Below are 20,545 nucleotides of genomic sequence, written 5' to 3' on the forward strand. Positions count from 1 at the left end.
CGTTTGATCCCCCTAAATCCCCCTTAAAAAGGGGGACTTTTTTTCGTTCCCCCCTTTTTAAGGGGGGCTAGGGGGGATCGAGAGAAGGTGAACATCGTTAAGAGCAGTTTGTGTATAAGCAGTAGCCCCTAGGGAGAGGGAACTGGAAAAATGGATCGGCTCCCCTCGCCCTCTGGGAGAAGGGTTGGGGGTGAGGGCTATCAAGTCAGTCAACCAAGCATTGATTTTTTGTCAGTTAACCCGCCATAATGCTTATATTCACCTAATCATCAGAGAAAATGCACGTTCTACATGGAACTTGGATTCCTGAGGATAACAACACCTTTGTTCAAGGGGGAAATTTCTATCTTTGGGTAGAAACGACAAAACAGCAACGTCAGCGCGATCGCATCCATCCGTATCATTTACAACATAGCAAGCTCACCGATTTTCTGCACCAACAGTTAGGACTGACTCTCCTCAATCCACGTCAGCCAGAAGCGCAGATTCAACGCTGTTCATTTCTACTCCCCAGCGCTGACCAGCAACCGCTCCCCTCCCCTGAACTGTCTCGTTATCTAGAACAAGAAAGTGCCGAAGCCTTTACGTTGGACTATTGGCAAATCGAAGCCTATCCCACGGGCAAAACTGTCAAAACTGTGGTGCGAGTGCTCAATGATCTGCACTTTCTGGCGCTGCATGGTTTAGCAGAGGTGCAATTGGGATCTGATTTGTGGTTTTGGTATCACTACAGTCAAGGGTTGAAAACCCTCTTAATTGAAGAGCAATATATCCCTGCCTTGAAATATCACGAGACCCGCAAAACAAAAACAAAACAGAAGACCGCAAAGACTCTATCGAGCGTTGAAATTTACGGGGGATGGGACTGGGTCGGCGATCGCTACTCACACCATATCGCCCACTTTACCGCCTGTATGCCCGCGATTTGTACGGCAGGATTCGCCACAGAACCGCCCCGCCCCCAATTCCACGATCGCGCCACGCTCCTCCACCATTTTTCTGAATGTTGGCTAACCTCTATCGTTACTCAAACTCCCCGCCCTCAATCCTTTCAAAAAACGTATCAGGATTCGATCATTGAAGACTGCTTAACTCAAAACTATATACCCGGATCTCCCGAATCTGTTCAACAGTATCAAAATTGGCAAAATTGGCGCGATCGCCTCGAAAAAACTCACCAAAATTCGGGTTTTTCTCTCTGTTTTCAACTCCACGAACCGGCAAACCCCGAAGATCCATGGCAGCTTCAGTTTCAAGTGGCAGCAAAACATGACCCCTCATTACGAATTAGTTTGCTCGACTATTGGCGCTTAAAAGGCAGTCAGAAAGAGATTTTACAACAGCAGTTTGGAGACTCCTTTGAACAATATTTACTACTTGATCTAGGCTATGCGGCTCGAATTTATCCCGACATTTGGCGAGGCTTAGAAACAGATCAGCCCATGGGGATTAGTCTGGATTTGGAGGGGGCGTTTGAGTTTCTGAAAGAATCGGCGTGGATTTTAGAAAGTGCCGGCTATGCAGTGATTGTGCCGGCGTGGTGGACTCCGGAGGGCCGGCAACGGGCCAAAGTCCGTTTGCGGGCCAATGGCGGGTCTAAATCCTCCAGTCAAGCCGGTAAAAAAGGCTATTTCTCCATGGATGCAATCGTTAAGTATGACTATGAATTAGCCATTGGTGATCATGTTATTTCTGAGCAGGAATGGCAACAGCTTGTTCAAACCAAAACCCCCTTAATTCAGTTTCGGGGCCAGTGGATCGAATTAGATCCCCAAAAGATGGCCCAGATGTTGGAGTTTTGGAAAACGCAACACCAAGAATATCCTGAACTGAGTTTGCTGGACTTTATGCAACTCACGGCTAAGGCTGATGACAGTGTAGAAGTAGACTGCGATCGCGAAGATTCTCTCGGTCAAATGATGGCACGTTTGCACGATAAAAGCCAACTGGAACTCGTGCAAAGTCCCACCCAATTTCAGGGGAAATTACGCGAATATCAACGTCGGGGCTTAGCCTGGCTGCAATATCTTGAACAATTAGGACTAAATGGATGTTTAGCCGATGATATGGGGCTGGGAAAAACCGTACAAGTCATTGCGCGATTAGTCCAAGATCAAGAAGAAGCCCAAGCCAAGGGGCTGAGTTTTGCGCCCACTCTTTTGATTGTTCCCACTTCTGTTTTGGGCAATTGGCAACGGGAAATTGAGAAATTTGCCCCAACGCTACGCACAGTCATTCATCATGGCAGCGATCGCGCCAAAACCGATCAAGCCTTTCAAGAACTCTGTGATCAGGTTGATGTTTTGATTACCTCCTATAGTTTGGCTCGTCAGGATTTTAAGTGTTTATCAAGCTTGACCTGGCAGCGAATTGTTCTCGATGAAGCTCAGAACATCAAAAATCCAAAGGCAAACCAAACTAAAGCCATTTTCAAACTAGAGGCACAGTATCGCCTCGCCTTAACCGGCACTCCCGTCGAAAATCGCCTCTTAGATTTGTGGTCTATTTTTCAATTTCTCAACCCTGGCTATTTAGGGACGCAAGCTCAATTTCGGCGTAATTTTGAGTTACCGATTCAAAAAGAAAATAGTCTAGTTCAGTCTCAAACCCTGAAAAACTTAGTTGAACCGTTTATTTTACGTCGGCTCAAGACTGATCAAAGTATTATTAAAGATCTACCCAATAAAATCGAGCAAAAATTATTTTGTAACCTCACCCAAGAGCAAGCCTCTCTCTATGCAGCGGTGCTTAAAGATGTCGAACAACAGTTAGAATCCACTGAGGGTATTCAACGCAAAGGACTCATTTTATCGACCTTGATGCGCCTCAAGCAGATTTGCAACCATCCCCGCCAATTTCTCCAAGATAACAGTGAATTCACGGCAGCGCGATCGCATAAACTCAGCCGCTTAACGGATATGGTGGAAGAAGTGATCGCAGAGGGCGAAAGTCTCTTGATTTTTACCCAGTTTCGTGAAATTGCCGAGTCCCTAGACCACTATTTACGCCATCACTGCCACTACAATACCTATGTATTGCATGGGGGAACCCCTGTTAAAAAACGGGAGCAAATGATCGCCGCGTTTCAAGATCCTGCGACTGAACCGTCAATTTTTATCCTCTCGATTAAAGCGGGAGGGGTTGGGATTACCTTAACGAAGGCGAATCATGTGTTTCACTTTGATCGATGGTGGAATCCGGCGGTGGAAGACCAAGCCACCGATCGCGCCTTTCGGATTGGTCAAGAAAAACATGTTTTTGTCCATAAATTTGTAGCCATCGGTACGTTAGAAGAACGAATTGATCAGATGATTGAGGATAAAAAGAAACTGGCTGGCGTAGTGGTCGGGGCTGATGAATCCTGGCTCACAGAATTAGATAATGATGCGTTTCGGACGCTCATTGCGTTGAGTAAAAATGCGATCATGTAATACTGAGGTGATCTCATTTCATCGCATTTAAATGTTCAAATTTAAATGTTCAAACATACGGTTACTTCAATCGAATTGGAGGAGAAACAATGGCACAGATCAGTCGAACATGGTGGGGGCAGCGGTTTTTAGCCGCTCTTGAAGACTGTGGCGATCGCGGTCGTCTCCAGCGGGGACGTTCCTATGCGAGAAGCAATAAAGTCAAATGTCTTGAGATTGAAGACGGGAAGATTTTCGCGCAGGTTCGAGGTTCAATTAATCCCTATTTCAACGTTTACACAGAACCTCTATATGATATTCATATTGAATTATCCCCCATTACTCCCGAACAATGGTCAACCGTCATTGCACGGTTAACCTCAAAGGCGAGCTTGGTTTCTCGACTGCTGCTCAATGAAATGCCAGACGCTATTGAAGAACCGTTTCAAGCCTTGGGCTTGCAGCTTTTACCCCACGATTTTTCGGCGGTCTATACACGCTGTTCCTGTCCGGATTGGGGCGATCCCTGTAAACATGTTGCCGGTATTTTTTATCGCCTGGCGTTGCAATTAGATCAAGATCCATTCTTATTGTTTGAGTTGCGGGGTTTATCGCGGGAATCTCTCGCGACGGAGTTAGCAAAATCATCCTTAGGCCAAGCACTGACGGCTGAATTACAGGCAGAGGTGCGATCGCCGGTTGCCCGTGAATCATACTATACTCGCCCTCAATTGACATCTGCCTCTCTTGATCACCTGCGTGATTTTTGGCAGGGTGATGAATCTTTACCCACGACGATTTCCCCTCCCCAGCAACCACTGATTGCCGCCATTTTAATCAAAAAAATGGGAGATGATCCAGCATTTTGGCAACGTAATCATTCATTTGTGGCGGTGATGGCGGATCTTTATGATCGGGTACGAACGAAAAATAAAGACTGTCTATAATCCAGTGCTGAATTTAATCGGCATCATTAGAGCTGATATAATTGGTTGGAAAAATGGGGCGGAGTTGTTTTGTGGGTGATTTGAGGGTGTTAAATAGACGATCCCAAAAGTCTTGAATACCATAGTTTCCCTGAAAAGATGTATGATGCAGGTCATGAAAATCGGATGAAATGAAGAAAATTGACAGTGAACTGTGACCCTCTAGATTGTAAGCATTACCCACAATAATCCAGGAAAAAATTTGAGTTAAATCATAACCAAAAATCAAGATAGGCAAAATATCAGTCAGAGTTGTGATGATATATTCAATAAGGCTTTTATGACCAGCAACAAAACTCGATGAATCTTGAAATTCGTGATGTTTAAGATGAATCTTAAGCCAAGATTTTCGGTGTAATAATCGATGGGAAATGTAGAAGCATAAGTCTGCACAGATGATCCTCATCAAGAACCATCCAAAGTTCAAGAATAGGCTATTCCCTCGATGAACTTCTGGGGCGAGAGTTAGAATGATTAAGGCTGCAATACAAGCCTTGATCTCGCCGAGGATAATTCCATTGAGGGTAAAGGCCGGAAATGATTGTTTTTTGACGGTAACGACTCTGGCGGTTAGCTTTTGGGTTAGGGCATGGTTTTTTTTGATGCCGTTTTCAATGAGGAAGCCAAGGCTATAAAATGAGAGGGAACCAATGAGCCAGTACAGCAGAATTTGAGCTATTAAGTTCATGTGACTATCTGCCCAAAAATACGCGAATATTTGCTGCAAAAGGGTACAGATAATAGTGACTTTGAAATAAAATTCAATGCTTGGTAAGAAACTAAGAATTTTTCTCATCATTCTATAGCAAGATTTTTTTTACTTCTCATCTCATGACTTGAGATGCACCCGGCACAATGCCTCATCGATAGCAGTTTTCGCATCAATGAGGTACGCATTGATGCGGTTAACCCCATGAACAAGAGGATGAATCGTCTTGCCTGTATATTTTGTTTGACGGATGCTCGACTATAGCGATCCTAAATCAATCGGAGATCTTATTTCCTCATCAACAAGGGGCTTAAGCCCCTTGCCTGTTCATGAATCAAATAGGATTGCTATATATGAGCACTGTAGTCTTAAAACAAGAAATAACGTTGGGCCATGGGCAGGGCGATCGCAGGTTCACAGGTGAGCAGTTCCCCATCGGCGCGGACTTCGTAGGTTTCCGGGTCTACTTCGATCTGGGGAAGGTAGGCGTTGAGTTTCATGTCCGCCTTGGTGACGGTGCGGATGTTGTGAACGGGGGCGATCATCTTATTGAGGCCGAATTGGCGGGGGATATCAGCCGCGATCGCTGCCTGGGAGAGGAAGGTTAAGGAGGTTGCCCCCACTGCGCCGCCAAAACTGCCAAACATCGGCCGCATATACACCGGTTGGGGTGTGGGAATGCTGGCGTTGGGGTCGCCCATTTGCGCCCAGGCGATCAGACCGCCTTTAATCACGATTTCCGGTTTCACCCCAAAAAAGGCCGGTTTCCAAAGACAAAGATCGGCGAGTTTACCCACTTCCACCGACCCCACATCCTCGCTAATGCCGTGGGTGATGGCGGGGTTGATCGTGTATTTGGCGATGTAGCGTTTGGCGCGGTGGTTGTCGTGGCGATCGCTGTCTTCGCTCAACGCGCCGAACTGGGTCTTCATCTTGTGGGCCGTTTGCCAGGTGCGAATAATCACTTCCCCGACGCGCCCCATGGCCTGGGAATCGGAGGAAATCATACTAAACGCGCCCTTGTCGTGGAGGATATCTTCAGCCGCGATCGTTTCGCGGCGGATGCGAGATTCAGCAAAGGCCACATCTTCGGGAATGCTGCGATCGAGGTGGTGGCAAACCATCAACATATCGAGGTGTTCTTCGAGGGTGTTGGTGGTGTAGGGGCGGGTGGGGTTGGTGGAGGAGGGGAGAACGTTGGTTTCGCTACAGACTTTGATGATGTCGGGGGCGTGGCCACCGCCTGCGCCTTCGGTGTGGTAGGTGTGGATGGTGCGACCCTTGAAGGCGGCGATCGTGTCTTCCACAAAGCCGGATTCGTTGAGGGTGTCGGTGTGGATCGCCACTTGCACATCAAATTGATCGGCCACGGTGAGGCAGGTATCAATGGCGGCCGGAGTTGTGCCCCAATCTTCATGGAGTTTCAACCCGATCGCCCCCGCTTCCACCTGTTCGACGAGGCCTTGGGGTTGGCTGCTGTTGCCTTTCCCCATAAAACCAAAATTGAGGGGATAGGCTTCGATCGCCTGCAACATCCGGGCGATATTCCACGCGCCAGGGGTGCAGGTGGTGGCGTTGGTTCCCGTGGCGGGGCCCGTGCCGCCGCCGATCATCGTGGTGATGCCAGAGGCGATCGCAGTTTCGATCTGTTGGGGGCAAATGAAGTGAATATGGGCATCAATGCCGCCCGCCGTCAGAATATGCCCTTCACCGGCGATCGCTTCCGTGCTGGGGCCGATAATAATATCAATATTGTCTTGAATGCCGGGGTTGCCCGCTTTCCCGATCGCCACGATTCGCCCGTCCTTAATCCCCACATCGGCCTTGACAATGCCCCACCAATCCAGGATCAGCGCATTGGTGATCACCACATCCACCGCCCCATCGGCCCGGGAAATCGGCGATTGCCCCATCCCATCCCGAATCACTTTCCCGCCGCCAAATTTCACCTCATCGCCGTAGGTGGTGAAATCTCGCTCCACTTCAATAATCAGGTCAGTATCGGCAAGACGAACGCGATCGCCCACCGTGGGGCCAAAGGTTTCAGCGTAGGCGCGGCGATCCATGCGGTAATTCATCGTCAAATCTCCTCAACGGCAAGCGGGGTAAGCATAGCAAATTAGCCCTAGAGGGTACTGTAGCAAAGAAGGCGATCGGCATCTCCAACGAAAAACAAAAGGATACGCCCTGATGCCAAATCTCCACACCATACCCCCCTTGTCACGCTCGGCTTCAGTACGAGCCAAAAAACCGGAAAGTGTTTGTCCTGTCCTGAGGTTCGGGATACGCTGAAACTCGGAAAAGCAAGGTAAAACATCCCCTGTGTAAATACTCTTACGTTACATCTTCACTCACCCCTTCGAGAAATGCGATCGCCCCTTTTGCCCAAACATTATTTTCCGCAAAGTGTTCGCCAATTTTAAGTCCTGCTTTTTTTCCACCATTCACAAGTCGTGTGAGGTTCAGGAAGTTTTGCCACCGTTGTGGATCTTGTGATTCGATGAGCTTTGTTTCAACTTCAATCATCTGAGAAACGGTGGCTAGATCCGTCAATGTGGGGTATTTCTGCTGAAGTTGATCAATAAATTGCTTGTAGTCTGTCAACAATATTTCAAAATTCTGCTCAGACTGATTCTGAATGTGAGCAATCTGATCACCTTGCACCGTATCGGCAAGATTGCCAATGTTTGCACCACGAAGATCAAATTTAGGGGCGTTGGCCATGGCGGTAATAATCCTCAAGAAGTTGTTGAACGAGAGTTTGGGAAACGTGAAATGAGGTTTTTTGAAGTTGCGCGATCGCCGTTGGAAAGTCAATGAGTTCTCTAACTCCGGCGCGGTACAGAATTCCAAGTGTACCAATGATGGAAAGGTTTAGTTTTTGCGCGGCAGTTCGAGCATCCAGATCGTCAATGATCACTAAATCGGCTTGCAGTGAGACGGCGAGAGAGATGGCTTCCCGCTCTCCAGCACCGAGATGATCGGGCAACGAGAGCAGCGGTTGAGGAACGGTTTGAGTATGCAGCCATGGGGGAGGATGTTGAATCCACGTATAAATCGATTGGCCAGCATCTTCGTTCAAAAGCTCATCACGAACCGCAGTAGGAATCGTGATGGCTTGAAAGAGTTGCGGGAGCAAGTCAATTTGACCAATGAGAATAAGATAGCAAATCGGAGAAGTGTCACAAAGAACGATCATGAAGCACTCGATCTAGGGTCTGAATGTCTTGCTGAATGTCTTCTAGGGTAAGAGAGCGGATGGCTCCGTTTTGTTTGAGAAAGGCATCGGTGGCCAGATGGGAAGGCAGGTGAAGCAGGGCTTGGACTTCAGCAGCACTCATTAAGCAATTTTTGTAGGCTTCGAGGGCGATCGCTTCTAGGGCACGTTGATAAAGTTGGGGAAGATGTTGCTGAAACCGGTGTTCTAGGTCTTCGGGAATGGGGATGTTCATGGGCGTTCCTCCGCTTGGGCGATTTGGTCGCCGTGGACTTCATGGGCAACATTGGCGATTTTAGCTCCTCTCAGATCATAATAGGTAAATTGGTAAATTGTAGAGGGGCGATCGTTCTTCTGGCTTGCTTGGCGATCGGCTTGCTGCGCTACTAGATGGGCTTGATGAATTTCGTAGTTGTAGAATTTGCAATTTTCTTGGATGGCAAAAATAGCTAAATAGACATCCATCGTAGATTCACCGCTAATTTTAATAATTGCATTTTCCGCACTTCTACGCACAAACCAGTTGGAGTGGCCAAGGACTTTGATTAATCTCGGAACTGCCGATTTACAACCTATGTAGCCCAACGTATCTGCTACAATTCGACAAACCAACCAGTGGGAATAAAAGAGACCTTTGATCAGTATTGGATATGCAATTTCACTCCCCAACTTATTTAGTACCTCTACCGCACTCTTATCAATAACATAGTCAAGTTCTTCAACGATCTTGAGTACCTTAAAGATTAATTCCTCATTACCTACATTTCCAAATAACTCTGCCATATTTACAGATTTATATTCTTTCAAGTCTTGAAAGATTTTGAGTAAATCGGGAATTGTTGATCGGATACCAAATCGTGCTAATTCTGATAATGTACTTGTGCAAATATCCCAGTCTGGATCTTCATAAATTTTGTGTAATATAAAAACCATCTCATCACTGTTCAGAAACTCGACTGGTTCTAAGTCTAAGCAGGTATAAGCATCGTCTCGTAAGCTAAGGTAAATGCCCTCACCTCTTGAAATGACATAACTATCTTCTTTCCAAAACTTAAGCAATCTAGGAATCAACATTTCAATGCCCAAGTTTGATAGGGCATCTATTGCAGTGCTATAGATTAATTCATTATCAAGTTCTTCGAGCAAGAGAGGAATTGCTGCTGCACTTTGTAATACTCCCAACTTTCGTATTAAAAGAGTACGAATTTCCCAATCTGACTCATTAAACTCATTAAAAAAATCAATCAACTCAGAAACCGATGATTGAGGAGTAACATCTTCAGCCAGCTTTGCTCCTAACATCAAATCTACTTGATTTATTGCCAGCTTCACGACCCGCAGTGATTGCACTTCATCATCTTCTAACGCTAACATTAAAGCAATAGATTCTGTCCACTTCAAGTAGTTAAGGTAATTCTGTGTCAGTTGCTCATCGGTCAGAGCAGGTAATAATTTGAGTAAATATTCTGCCGCGTAATATTCCTGAATGAGTTGGTGGCGAAACTCAATATGTTCTTCAAAATTGGGTTGAATAACCGATTGAATTAGGTGATATTTAAGCAAATCCTTAAGCCAGCGGTTGGCATAGTCTCTAGGATTAGACCAACCCATTTGCTGTAAATATTTCGTTAAACAGTCTTCTGCTTCCTCTTTTGGGATTGATAGCTGAGGATCAATCAAGGTTTTTCCCTGCATCATGACAAAAGCCAGATGACATAACAACTTATGCCACTGATCTTTAGAATCTGCTGGGGCATCTTCTTGGCGTTTTTGGTCATGGAATCGGGCAAACTCCCGAAATACGAGTCCTAGATTATCGGGAATTGTACTATTCTGATCAAATACCTGACAAAGCATCCACAACAACAGCGGCGTTTCGGCAAACTTTTCTAGCCTGTCACCCTGAAGCTGCTGAAAGAGACGATCGCCCTCTTTTCCTAAATATCCCTGGATAAACTCTTGTATTTGGGATGTTGTCAGGGGCAGCATTTCGAGAGTTTTTTCGATCCCAAGTGTACCACCTAGACTCAGGTTTCGGGTTGAGACGATCATCGGAGTATCCGGGTAGCGATCGCGGAAATTAGCGACTTCTATTTTCAAGTGTTCCGGTAATTCATTCAGACCATCTAGCAATATTAAAAAATCATCTTTAATTATTTTTTTGATTTGGTCAATTTCTAGATCTATTCCATGACTCGATAGAACATCTTGAATGAGTTTTTCAATACTTTCAGTACAACGACGTAATCGCACTAACACAGGAATTCGATTGCTTGAGTCTTGGCGTGCCTTATGTGCTTCTTCCCAAAGCAACTGTTGGAGTGCCGTAGATTTTCCTGATCCAGGCTTACCCACTAACAACACATGATGTTTTGCATAGTGTCGTAGCCCTGCCAATACATCCCAATGCTCAACTTTCTCTTGTGGTAATGATATTTCCTGAGAATAACTATCTTGCTTTGCTTCAAAATTGACTCTTTTTATTCGTAACTTTAATCGTAACGAGTGTTGCGCTAGGCTAGTAGCTTGCGTGTGTTGATCATCTCTGACTAGGATGGACGTATAGACTTCTTGTGATTCTTTATTTTTTTCGTCCTTGGAAATCGATTTTAAGTAGGAATGAAAATCTAGTGCGCCATTTTTATCACACTTACTGCTTTTTCTGAAAGGTTGACCCGATTTTTTCACCATGACGACAATCTACGGTTAAAACGTTCGCTGGGCTGGAGAAACTTGCCCAAACGAGGACATTGCCCAAGCCAGCTATCGCAATTGTAGCAAGGGGTTTAGGCATTCTGTTGCTCATTTGTGTGGACAAGTTGCCCAAAAAAAATACTGACCTTAACGATAATTTGAAGCACAGCCAGATTTTGCTCAATCGGTGGCGGTGAATGGGGCGGGGATGTATTGCGTGTTGGGGTGGTTAGTGTCGGCGATCGCATCCATTCACAGGAGGCGCGATCGCACCCCCGATTAAAGGCGATCGCACTGCTCTAAAATGCGGTGGGCCATGGCTAATTTACTGCCCAAGGGGAGGGGGATTTGTTGCGTCGCGGTGATCCAGATGCCTTGGTTTTGATCGCTGCCAAAGCCGCCTTGGGGTTGGTCGATCGCATTGGCGACGATCGCATCTAAGCCTTTGCGGTGAAGTTTCGCGATCGCTGGGGGCACAATGTCGCCAGTTTGGGCCGCGAAGCCGATTAACTTTTGGTGGGGCTGTTTGTGTTGGCTCAGGGTGGCGATTAAGTCCGGCACGGGAGCGAGGGGGAGGGCAGCGGGAAGATCCGCTTTGGCTAACTTTTGGGGGGCATAGTTCGCCGGGCGTACATCCGCCACCGCTGCGGCCATGATCACCCAATCCGCTGCGGGGAAAGCGTGATCGAGAGCGATCGCCATCTCTGCCGCTGTTGTGACGGCTACCCCGGTATAGTGTTCAGATTCCCCCAGGCCCGTGGGGAACGTGCCGGGGCCATGAATGAGGGTGACGATCGCACCACGGGATAGAGCCGCTTGGGCGAGGGCGATGCCCATTTTGCCCGTGGCGGGGTTGCCGATGAACCGCACCGGGTCGAGATATTCCCTTGTACCGCCGGCGGTGATGATGATCCGTTTGCCCTGTAGGGGTTGATGGCCTTGGGTGATGCGTAGCGATTCCAAGGCTTGTAAAATCGCGTCCGGTTCCGCCATGCGCCCGGCTCCGACGCGATCGCAGGCCAAGCGCCCCACCCCCGTCGCCAAGCCGTGATAACGCGATTGGGTTAACAAACGTTGCCAATTCTCCTGCACGGTGGCCTGTTCCCACATATCCGTATTCATGGCCGGAGCGAGGAGAATCGGACAGCGGGAGGCGAGAACGGTATTCGTGAGGAGATTATCCGCGAAACCGTGGGCCAGTTTCGCCAAGGTATGGGCTGTTAACGGGGCAATCAGGCACACATCCGCCCATTCTCCCAGTTCAATATGGAGCGGTCGGCCCCGATTCGCCTGCCAAAAATCCCCATCGGTGTAGGCCGGGTGACGGCTGAGGGTGGCGACGGTGAGGGGGGTAATAAATTGGGTGGCGGCGGTGGTGAGGATGACGCGCACCTCTACCCCCGTCTGGGCGAGGGTTGAAATGACTGTACAAACTTTATAGGCGGCGATACCGCCGCCTATACCGATTAGGATCTGGTGACCCATGGTTTACCCTTCGTCAAATTCCTCGATATCCAGAAGATGGAGGTAGGGTTCAACCAGTTTGGCATTGTGAAATGCGATCGCCCGCAACAAGTGCCAATCCGTCAACGCTGCGAACGGAGTCGGATAGTCATCTTGTTCTAAACGAATCGCCAATGCCGCTACATCATCCGCCGTCATTGCAGATACAGTATCTGCTGTCGGCATACTTACTGTCATCGTCATAGCCGTACCTCCCTAGAGTTAAAACTCTAGATAACCCCATACCCATCTTAAGCAGGCTAGATCTGAAAAGTCAAAGCACCTGTTAAGAGGCGTTAATCTACCACCGTCGTGGTGCGGGTCTTCATCTGGCCGTGACCCCGGTTGAAGCGCCCGTTTTATGCCTCGCCGCCGAGAATTTGCGGCACGCGAAAAAATTCCCCTTCCGGCTCCGGAGCTTCTTGGAGCATGATTGCTGGGTCTACGGTGGGTTGCAGTTCATCCGCCCGAACGATGTTGCTCAGTTCGATGGCGCGGGTGGTGGGTTCGACATTTTCGGTGTCGAGGTTGCTCAACTGTTCAAAATAGTCGAGGATGCTGCTGAGTTGGGTGGTGAAGGCAATTTCTTCGGCTTCGGTTAAGCGGAGCCGAGCGAGGTCTGCCACTTTTTGTACATCGCTGCGATCGAGTTTGGCCATGGTTAAAGTCTGCGGATGTCCGTTGATTAATAGTATCGCGTCGTGGTGTCCGTTTAGGCGGGGTTGGCATCGTAGTCGCCGGATTTGCCTCCGGTTTTAGAGATTAACCGGATCTGCTCGATTTGCATCGATTTTTCTAGGGCTTTGGCCATGTCGTAGAGGGTGAGGGCGGCGATGGAGACGGCGGTGAGGGCTTCCATTTCCACGCCGGTTTCGCCTTTGGTGGTGACGGTGGCCTGGATTTGGTAGCCCGGTAGGTCATGATCGGGGGTGAGTTCGACGGTGATTTGGCTTAAGGGGAGGGGATGACAGAGGGGGATCAGGTTTGCGGTTTGTTTGGCGGCCATGATGCCGGCGAGTTTGGCCGTGGCGATCACGTCACCTTTGGGGCTGTTGCCGGCCAGGATGGCGGTGAGGGTGTTGGCGGTCATGCGAATTTGACCCGCTGCGATCGCCCTGCGTTTGGTGACGGGTTTATCGGATACGTCCACCATTTGCGCTGCGCCGGTCGCGTTGAGATGGGTGAGGGGGGAAGTATTTTCAGTCATTGGGTTGCGTTGGGATTTTGCCTATGCTACAGTTAATAACTGTCGCACAAAATGCGAGCAACCCAAGGGCGTGTAGCTCAGTGGACTAGAGCACGTGGCTACGGACCACGGTGTCAGGGGTTCGAATCCCTTCCCGCCCGTTAATGCATTCAAACTCACCACAAAACCCCATCGGAATTAACTCCACGGGGTTTTGTGGTAATGAGGTTAAAACCCAACGCCGCAGGGGAGAAAAATTTGTATTTTCCAATACTATCCTCTACTGTTCAATGCCGCTATTCTGGATATAATAATCCGATGGAAATTGTCTCTACATTGAGTTTTCCGCTGCTACCTTACGGGAATTTGCGAAAGATTGAGTAAGGTTGAGCATGGGTCGTAATATTCATCAACAATTATAAATTTTCGGTCAGGGGTGCATAATTTAACGTTTTTTTCCTAGAGATGCCTTCGAGAATAGGGTAATCATCAAACAACCTGAAACTGGAGTTCTGGGTGATGGGTTTAATTCAAAATTTAGTGCATGATGCGATCGCAACAGGATATCTAAGCTGTGAAGATGAGAACCATCTCCGTCATCTTCTGCAAGCCACCAAGTATGGTCGTGACGATATTCAAGCCTTTGTCCGACTGCAACAGGCGATTATGGTTCAAGATGTTCGTCAACAATCGCGCCTGCTACCGGTCAAATCGGTTTCCCTCTGAGATTTTCAAATCTTGGCTCCCATGACTTTTGGGGGATCAAGCTCACCCCCTCAACACAATCCATCCCCATCGAATAGAATCAAGCCGCTCCATCATCGATGGTGAGGTCTAAAGGACAGACAAGGGGCGCACCTCCCCTCGTTTTCGCTGATCCATAACCCAAGTTGCGAGCTTGGATCTTGGCAGGAGTGAGCCAGAGACTCACGCTACCCTTGCTGTCATCCTCCGTAGTGCGAGCTTCTAGCTCGCTGCCTTGTGATTCATGGAAATAGCAAACAGGCGCTACCAAGGTAGCGCCTGTTTGATTCCTTCCCTAAATTCCTTCCTTAAACCATCTGTCGCATTAATCCAGAGCCTTAATGCTCAATATGGACACCGCGATAGATCAGTTTTTCAGCATGTTGCACGGGTGCTTGTTTGTCGTGGAATGTCACCTTAACACCGCGATACATGCCCGTGTGGGCTACATCTTGGGTGTTGACTTTTTTGGTGTGGGCGGTGTAGCTGTGGCCGCGGTAAGAGAGTTTCATGGTGTCGCCTCCTATGATATGCAGAGAAAATATGAGGCGCGTTCCTTCAGAGTTTTGGGGCTCTTACTTCCGTCTCCGTTTGGAGATGAACGTTTTTGATTTCTGTATTCATTGTTACCGAATTTCCTCAAGCTGTCAAGAGGGGCGGCCCTAATTTTTGCGCCGCGAGCCTGCTTTAGTTGCTTTGCTGCAACCACTGCTGGATTGTGATTTCGGCGGCTCCAAAGACCTGCTTGAGGGTGAGCCAATGTTCACGAGCCAGGATGATATCCCCAGCCTTGATCGCGGCTTCAACGTTGTAGGCGGTTTGGCTCAGGGCAGTGCAGCCAATATTGGCCGCAGCACCTTTTAAACCATGGGCTTTACATTGAGCATAGGTGAGATCACGACGGGCGATCGCTCGCTCCAATTCTTCTAAGTCTGTTCGGGTCTCACGGAGAAAAATTTCATACACCTGCGTAATGACGACGCGATCGCCATCGAGGAGATCGGCAAGATGATCCGCATCGAAGAGTTCCCGTGACCTATTGGGCCGCGTCGGTGCAGAGGGGAGCCATTTATGGAGGATTTCGAGCAGTTGATCGGGGTTAATCGGCTTGCTCAAATAGTCGTTCATGCCTGCCTCCAAACATTTATCCCGGTCTCCTGCTAGGGCATTAGCCGTTAACGCAATGATCGGCACGTTTTGATACAAATCCCCGCCCTGGCCGAGCCGAATTTGGCGACTGGCTTCGTAGCCATCCATCATCGGCATTTGACAATCCATAAAAATGACAGTGTAGGGAGGTTCAACGGTGGACTGAAGATGATCTAGGGCAATCTTGCCATTACTGACCACATCCACTTCTAAGCCGCAGGTTTTGAGAAAGCCACGAAACACGAGCTGATTAACCACACTATCTTCGACCAGCAGCAGGCGGATACCCGGTGGCCATGTTGCCGAGGTGGGGGCGGGGGGCGTGACGGGCGCAGGGATGGACGGACAGCCGGGGTGATGGTTGAGGAGCAGGTCTTGCAGTTTCGACAGGAGCACCGGTTTAGAGAGGCACTCTTGTAGCCCTAGGTCGTGGATCAGGGTCGCGTTGCAGTTTTCGATAATGTCGGTCATCAGGATTAAGGTGATGCCCTGACAATGGGGATCATCTTTGAGGCGTTGGCCGAGGGTGATGCCATCGATGGAGGGCATTTTCAGGTCTAAAAAGGCGTACTGAATGGGGATCTGAGCACGATGACAGTGGGCGATCGCTTCTGGCTCATTTGTCGCCGTCAGCACCGTTGCCCCCCATTGTTCTAAATAAAACTGCAACAGGTTCCGACTATCAAGATTGTCATCCACCACGAGAACGGTGATCCCGCTGAGATCCAACGCCGGGCGCGGTTGCGCTGGCTGCGCACTCCGCGCCAACGGTACGGTAAATTCAAAACAACTCCCCCGCCCTAGGGTGCTCTGAACCTCAATACTGCCCCCCATCAAGTCACATAACCGCTGACAAATTGACAACCCTAAGCCTGTGCCGCCGTGCTGGCGGGTGGTGCTGGGGTCTACCTGGGTAAAGGGGTCAAACAGAGATGCGATCGCCTCAGCAGGAATGCCCATCCCTGTATCCCGAACCTGGGCGGTGAACAGCAGCCTTGACCCGTCCGATGTCAAATGGCATTGCACGACGATCGCGCCTTGGTCGGTGAATTTGATCGCATTGTTGATTAAATTCGTGAAGATTTGACGCAAGCGATCGCGATCGCCGTAGACCTGGATCGGCTCCAAGGTCTGACAGTGGAGGACAATTTCGAGGCCTTTGGCTTGGGCGCTGAGGGCCATGGTTTGGATGATGCTTTCGAGGGTGGTATGAAGCTCAAAGTCGATGGGTTTGAGGATGAGTTTGCCCGCATCCACTTTGGAAAAATCAAGAATGTCATTGAGGAGGGTTAGTAATGATTCCGCGCTGGATTGGGCGATGTTGAGGTGCAGTTGTTGTTGGGAGGTGAGGGGATCATTCTTAAGCAGGGAGAGCATCCCTAGTACACCGTTCATCGGGGTGCGAATTTCGTGGCTCATGGTGGCGAGAAAGTCGCTTTTGGCGCGTTCGGCAGCTTCGGCGGCGTTTTTGGCGGCGATCAGTTCCTGTTCAGCCCGTTTGCGATCGCTAATATCCATCAGCAACGCATAATAGCCCTCCACCACCCCCGCCGCTGAATAGTCCGGCACCAACATCCCCGCCACAAAGCGATGATGGTCTGTCTCGTAGAACAATTCAGCCTCATAGGATACCTGCTCTCCTGCCAAGACCCGTTCCACATTCTGCTGCGCCTGAGCATAGGCGGTCTCGCCGATCACCGTCCGTAAGCTTTGGCCAACAATGTCCTCCTTGCGGCGGCGAAACCAACGCTCATAGGTGCGATTGACAAAGCGATAGTGTTGGGACGCATCTACATAGGCAATACAGCCCGGAATGGAATCTGTGATCAGTTGCAAAAACTGGTTGCTTTTTTGGCGTTCGAGTTCCGCTTGTTTTTGTTGACTAATATCGGTGGAGACAATGCTAACTGACCAGGCTTCGCGTTCTGTATCCCACTGGGAATGGTTGGTTTGGGAGATCCAGCGCAGCGACCCGTTGCGATGATAGAGCCGATATTCATAGGTTCCGGATTGTTCGGCTTGAATACTGGCGAAAATCTCCGCCTCGATCGCTTGCCAATCTTCCGGCACAATCAACCGTATCCAGAGGGATTGATCCGCCATCAACTCGGCCGTTGTGTAGCCACAGAGGGCCTCGCTCCGGCCAGAAACATAGTCAATGCTCCAGACAAAATTGGGGTCAAGCCAGAGATGGGTGATGATCGCATTGACATTATTGAGAATGCTGTTGAGTTTGGCTTCCGAGACTTTTTGGGCGGCTTCTAGGGCTTTGCGATCGCTGATATCCGTATCCACAACGGTCATATCCCAATAGCCCAAGTCCGGCTGCCACTGAACCCAATACTTGGACAAAATCCAAACCCACCGTCCATCCGGGCGGCGAAATCGATATTCCATCTGCTCGGTGGTCGTTTCCCGCTGGGCCCAGATTCGCGCCAAGGTGGGCGACACCACATCCCGCCAATCTTCAGGGTGAATACCTTGCTGCCAGAGGGTTGCATCGGGCATCAACTCAGCCACGGTGTAGCCAAAGATTGCCGCGCAATGGGGCGAAATATACTCATGCTGAGTTGACCCATCCGGATAAAATCGTAGCCGGAGAATTCCAGCGATCGCAGTATCGAGGATGGCCTTCAGTTGTTGTTGCGATCCGACGGTCTCCGGGTTGAGTTGCTGATTATTGCTCTGATTCACGCAATTCCCCAAATGCCTACCACACAGATGGTCTGTCCCATCATAATCTAGTTCTCGATCAGAGTCTCACAACTTGAAACAGAACAAAATATAAATCATTTTGCCCAAAAATTATCATTTTTTAATTCTCTGTAATCCTCTGTAACCTCATCTGTGAACCAGATTTCCACATCAGCTTCACTGAAAATATCACGATTAATTTGTCAAGATTTATCTATTTTTTTAATTATTATTTTGTCGAATTTAAATGGGGGGTAAGGGACAGGGCTACGGCCAATCCGGGGTGCGATCGCGCCCCACTTCGATCCCAATTTTTCCGCCGCAGCCTGAGAATCTGGAAAGCAACCCCCTACAATATTGATTAACCATGGCCCGGCGTTGGCGGGCCCAACTCCACTGATCACTTTGCCAGGGATGCCATGAGCGAATCCACAACCACCCTCTACAGCGTTGGACAAACCGTCGTCCTCAACCAAACCCCGCCCTATTTGAAAACCGCCGACCCAATGCCGATGCTGCGGCCAGCGGATTTAATTACCGGGGCAGAACCGGGGGTGATTTTAGAGCGACGACCGGGGAATTGTTGGGCGGTGAAGTTTGCGCGGGGGGTGTTTTTGCTTGATGAGCAGTATTTAGCGATCGCCCCCGATCCGGACAGCGAAGCCAGCACCGCCCCCAGCGAGGTTGAGGGTTAATCCCGGCGATGCCACGGGTTTTTTCCATTTCTGTCCAAGCCGACCAAACCAGGTACAGAATTAATCCCCCGATGCCTGCGATCAACCATGCCGTCTCGTGATTCATAGTGCTGTTTTGTAATGGAGTGGGTGGATGCAACGTCGTACTTTTTTGACCTATGCGATCGCGTCTAGTTTAGCCGTCACCCTGCGGGGCACAGCCCAAGGCAGTCGTAAACCCGCCAACGTCTTGATGATCTGCATCGATGACCTCAACGACTGGCTCGGCAGCCTCGGCGGCCATCCCCAAGCCCTCACCCCCAACCTCGATCGCCTCGCCCAACAGGGGATGCTCTTTCGCAATGCCCATTGCGCCATCCCCGCCTGTAACCCCTCTCGCGTCGCTCTCCTCACCGGCATCGCGCCCCATCGTTCGGGGGTTTACGACAGTCGCCACGATTGGCGGGCGGTGCTTCCGGAGGCGGTCACCCTGCCGGAATTGTTTAAACGCAGCGGCTATTGGCTGGGGGGCGCGGGCAAAATCTACCACGATCGCTTCCCCGACTGTACCCCCTGGGATGCCCTCTACCCCTACCCCTATTGGGAAAACGGCGATCGCCAAGCCGGAGCCTTTGGCCTCGATCCCCAACCCTCTAACAGTCCCCTCAGCGGGATTCGGAATGCGGGGGAATTGGATTGGGGGGCGGTGAACGGGGAAATGGTGGATGAGAAAGTCGCCGCCTGGACGGTGGCGCAACTCCAGGCACAGCAAGGCGAGCAGCCGTTTTTCCTCGCCTGTGGGTTCTATCGTCCCCATCTGCCGTGGTATGTGCCCGCCCAATATTTTGAGCCGTTCCCCTTAGAGACTATTATTCTCCCGGAGATTCGCGAGGATGATCTCGATGATGTGCCGCCGGTGGGGGTTGCGATCGCCAATCGTCCCAGCAACGAACATCAGAAAATCCTCGCCCGTGACCAATATCGCCAAGCGGTGCAGGGCTATCTTGCGTCGATCTATTTCATGGATGCGATGGTGGGGCGCGTTCTCGATGGCCTTGCCCAAAGCCGCCACCGTCAAAACACCATCATTGCCCTTTGGTCGGATCATGGCTGGCATTTGGGGGAAAAACTCCATTGGAAAAAGTTCGCCCTGTGGGAAGAGGCGACACGAGTGCCGTTGATCCTGTCTGTGCCGGGGATGGTTCCGGGGGTCTGCGATCGCGCTGTGAGCCTCCTCGATCTTTACCCCACTCTCGCCGACCTCTGCCAACTGCCCGACCCCCCACCCCTTGACGGCCAAAGCCTCACCCCCCTCCTCGTCAACCCTCGCACCCCCTGGGAACGCCCCGCCCTCACCCTCTGGGATGGACATTTTGCGGTGAGGAGCGATCGCTACCGCTACATCCGTTATCAAGACGGCAGCGAAGAACTCTACGACCACCAAACCGACCCCAACGAATGGATCAACCGCGCCAATGATCCCAGCCTCGCTGCCGTTAAAACTGCGATCGCCCCCCAGATTCCCACCACCCTCGCCGCTGTCGCCCCCGAAATCCCCCACCGCGCCTACGGTTGCACC

Annotated in this window: 17 protein-coding genes, 1 tRNA gene and 1 riboswitch; of the genes, 6 read left to right on the top strand and 12 right to left on the bottom strand. The window is 49.9% G+C overall.

Going from position 1 to position 20,545, the window contains the following annotated elements; genetic code table 11:
* Positions 1-278 precede the first annotated feature (278 nt).
* Together PN477_RS06530 and PN477_RS06535 are read left to right on the top strand one after the other, a co-directional pair.
* Positions 279-3,431: a DEAD/DEAH box helicase gene (locus PN477_RS06530; RefSeq protein ID WP_272118448.1), complete on the top strand. Its 3,153-nt coding sequence runs from the start codon at positions 279-281 to the stop codon at positions 3,429-3,431.
* An 89-nt stretch (positions 3,432-3,520) separates the two neighbouring features.
* Positions 3,521-4,357: an SWIM zinc finger family protein gene (locus PN477_RS06535; protein WP_272118449.1), complete on the top strand. Its 837-nt coding sequence runs from the start codon at positions 3,521-3,523 to the stop codon at positions 4,355-4,357.
* Positions 4,358-4,370: 13 nt separating this feature from the next.
* Here PN477_RS06535 and PN477_RS06540 read toward each other — a convergent pair whose 3' ends face one another.
* From PN477_RS06540 to moaC, 10 genes are all read right to left on the bottom strand, one after another.
* The gene (locus tag PN477_RS06540) at positions 4,371-5,084 is read right to left on the bottom strand and encodes a sterol desaturase family protein (RefSeq protein WP_272118450.1); all 714 of its coding nucleotides are present in this window, start codon (positions 5,082-5,084) and stop codon (positions 4,371-4,373) included.
* 389 nt (positions 5,085-5,473) lie between these two features.
* Positions 5,474-7,183: an urease subunit alpha gene (gene ureC, locus PN477_RS06545; protein ID WP_272118451.1), complete on the bottom strand. Its 1,710-nt coding sequence runs from the start codon at positions 7,181-7,183 to the stop codon at positions 5,474-5,476.
* Positions 7,184-7,439: 256 nt separating this feature from the next.
* A complete protein-coding gene (locus PN477_RS06550; RefSeq protein WP_272118452.1) occupies positions 7,440-7,829 on the bottom strand; it encodes a hypothetical protein in 390 nt (129 codons plus the stop codon).
* Complete coding sequence (locus PN477_RS06555) at positions 7,813-8,304, bottom strand: PIN domain-containing protein (RefSeq protein WP_272118453.1); 492 nt, start codon at positions 8,302-8,304, stop codon at positions 7,813-7,815. Before PN477_RS06555 ends, PN477_RS06550 begins: the two co-directional genes overlap by 17 nt.
* Positions 8,288-8,557 carry a UPF0175 family protein gene (locus PN477_RS06560; RefSeq protein WP_272118454.1) on the bottom strand — a complete coding sequence of 90 codons (270 nt, stop codon included), beginning with the start codon at positions 8,555-8,557 and terminating at the stop codon, positions 8,288-8,290. Before PN477_RS06560 ends, PN477_RS06555 begins: the two co-directional genes overlap by 17 nt.
* A complete protein-coding gene (locus tag PN477_RS06565; RefSeq protein WP_272118455.1) occupies positions 8,554-11,013 on the bottom strand; it encodes an NACHT domain-containing protein in 2,460 nt (819 codons plus the stop codon). Before PN477_RS06565 ends, PN477_RS06560 begins: the two co-directional genes overlap by 4 nt.
* A 282-nt stretch (positions 11,014-11,295) precedes the next feature.
* The gene (gene coaBC / locus PN477_RS06570; protein WP_272118456.1) at positions 11,296-12,501 is read right to left on the bottom strand and encodes a bifunctional phosphopantothenoylcysteine decarboxylase/phosphopantothenate--cysteine ligase CoaBC; all 1,206 of its coding nucleotides are present in this window, start codon (positions 12,499-12,501) and stop codon (positions 11,296-11,298) included.
* A gap of 3 nt (positions 12,502-12,504) precedes the next feature.
* On the bottom strand, positions 12,505-12,717 hold the full coding sequence (isiD, locus tag PN477_RS06575) for a protein IsiD (RefSeq protein WP_072623116.1): 213 nt from the start codon (positions 12,715-12,717) through the stop codon (positions 12,505-12,507).
* Positions 12,718-12,878: 161 nt separating this feature from the next.
* Positions 12,879-13,178 (bottom strand): Asp-tRNA(Asn)/Glu-tRNA(Gln) amidotransferase subunit GatC, encoded by a 300-nt coding sequence (gene gatC, locus PN477_RS06580; RefSeq protein WP_272118457.1) that lies wholly within the window; start codon positions 13,176-13,178, stop codon positions 12,879-12,881.
* Between the two features lie 53 nt (positions 13,179-13,231).
* Entirely contained in the window at positions 13,232-13,726 is a 495-nt protein-coding gene (gene moaC, locus PN477_RS06585) for a cyclic pyranopterin monophosphate synthase MoaC (protein WP_272118458.1), read from the bottom strand.
* Between the two features lie 66 nt (positions 13,727-13,792).
* Here moaC and PN477_RS06590 point away from each other — a divergent pair.
* Positions 13,793-13,866: transfer RNA gene (locus PN477_RS06590), tRNA-Arg, on the top strand.
* Positions 13,867-14,224: 358 nt separating this feature from the next.
* The gene (locus tag PN477_RS06595) at positions 14,225-14,431 is read left to right on the top strand and encodes a hypothetical protein (RefSeq protein WP_072621237.1); all 207 of its coding nucleotides are present in this window, start codon (positions 14,225-14,227) and stop codon (positions 14,429-14,431) included.
* Positions 14,432-14,787: 356 nt separating this feature from the next.
* Here the strand turns inward: PN477_RS06595 and PN477_RS06600 are convergent, their stop codons facing one another.
* Together PN477_RS06600 and PN477_RS06605 are read right to left on the bottom strand one after the other, a co-directional pair.
* Positions 14,788-14,961, bottom strand: coding sequence for a DUF4278 domain-containing protein (locus PN477_RS06600; RefSeq protein ID WP_272118459.1), 174 nt, complete (start codon positions 14,959-14,961; stop codon positions 14,788-14,790).
* A 35-nt stretch (positions 14,962-14,996) separates the two neighbouring features.
* A riboswitch (Glutamine riboswitch) is annotated at positions 14,997-15,055 on the bottom strand.
* Between the two features lie 81 nt (positions 15,056-15,136).
* Positions 15,137-18,292, bottom strand: a complete 3,156-nt coding sequence (locus PN477_RS06605; protein ID WP_272118460.1) for a response regulator — start codon at positions 18,290-18,292, stop codon at positions 15,137-15,139.
* A 419-nt stretch (positions 18,293-18,711) separates the two neighbouring features.
* Here PN477_RS06605 and sipA point away from each other — a divergent pair, with 419 nt between their 5' ends.
* Positions 18,712-18,987 (top strand): regulatory protein SipA, encoded by a 276-nt coding sequence (gene sipA / locus PN477_RS06610; RefSeq protein WP_272118461.1) that lies wholly within the window; start codon positions 18,712-18,714, stop codon positions 18,985-18,987.
* A gap of 133 nt (positions 18,988-19,120) precedes the next feature.
* Positions 19,121-20,545 (top strand): sulfatase (locus PN477_RS06615; RefSeq protein ID WP_272147100.1); only part of this gene is annotated, 1,425 nt, incomplete at its 3' end.

Source organism: Spirulina subsalsa CS-330, from assembly GCF_028330765.1.
GTDB classification, from domain to species: Bacteria; Cyanobacteriota; Cyanobacteriia; order Cyanobacteriales; family Spirulinaceae; genus Spirulina; species Spirulina subsalsa_A.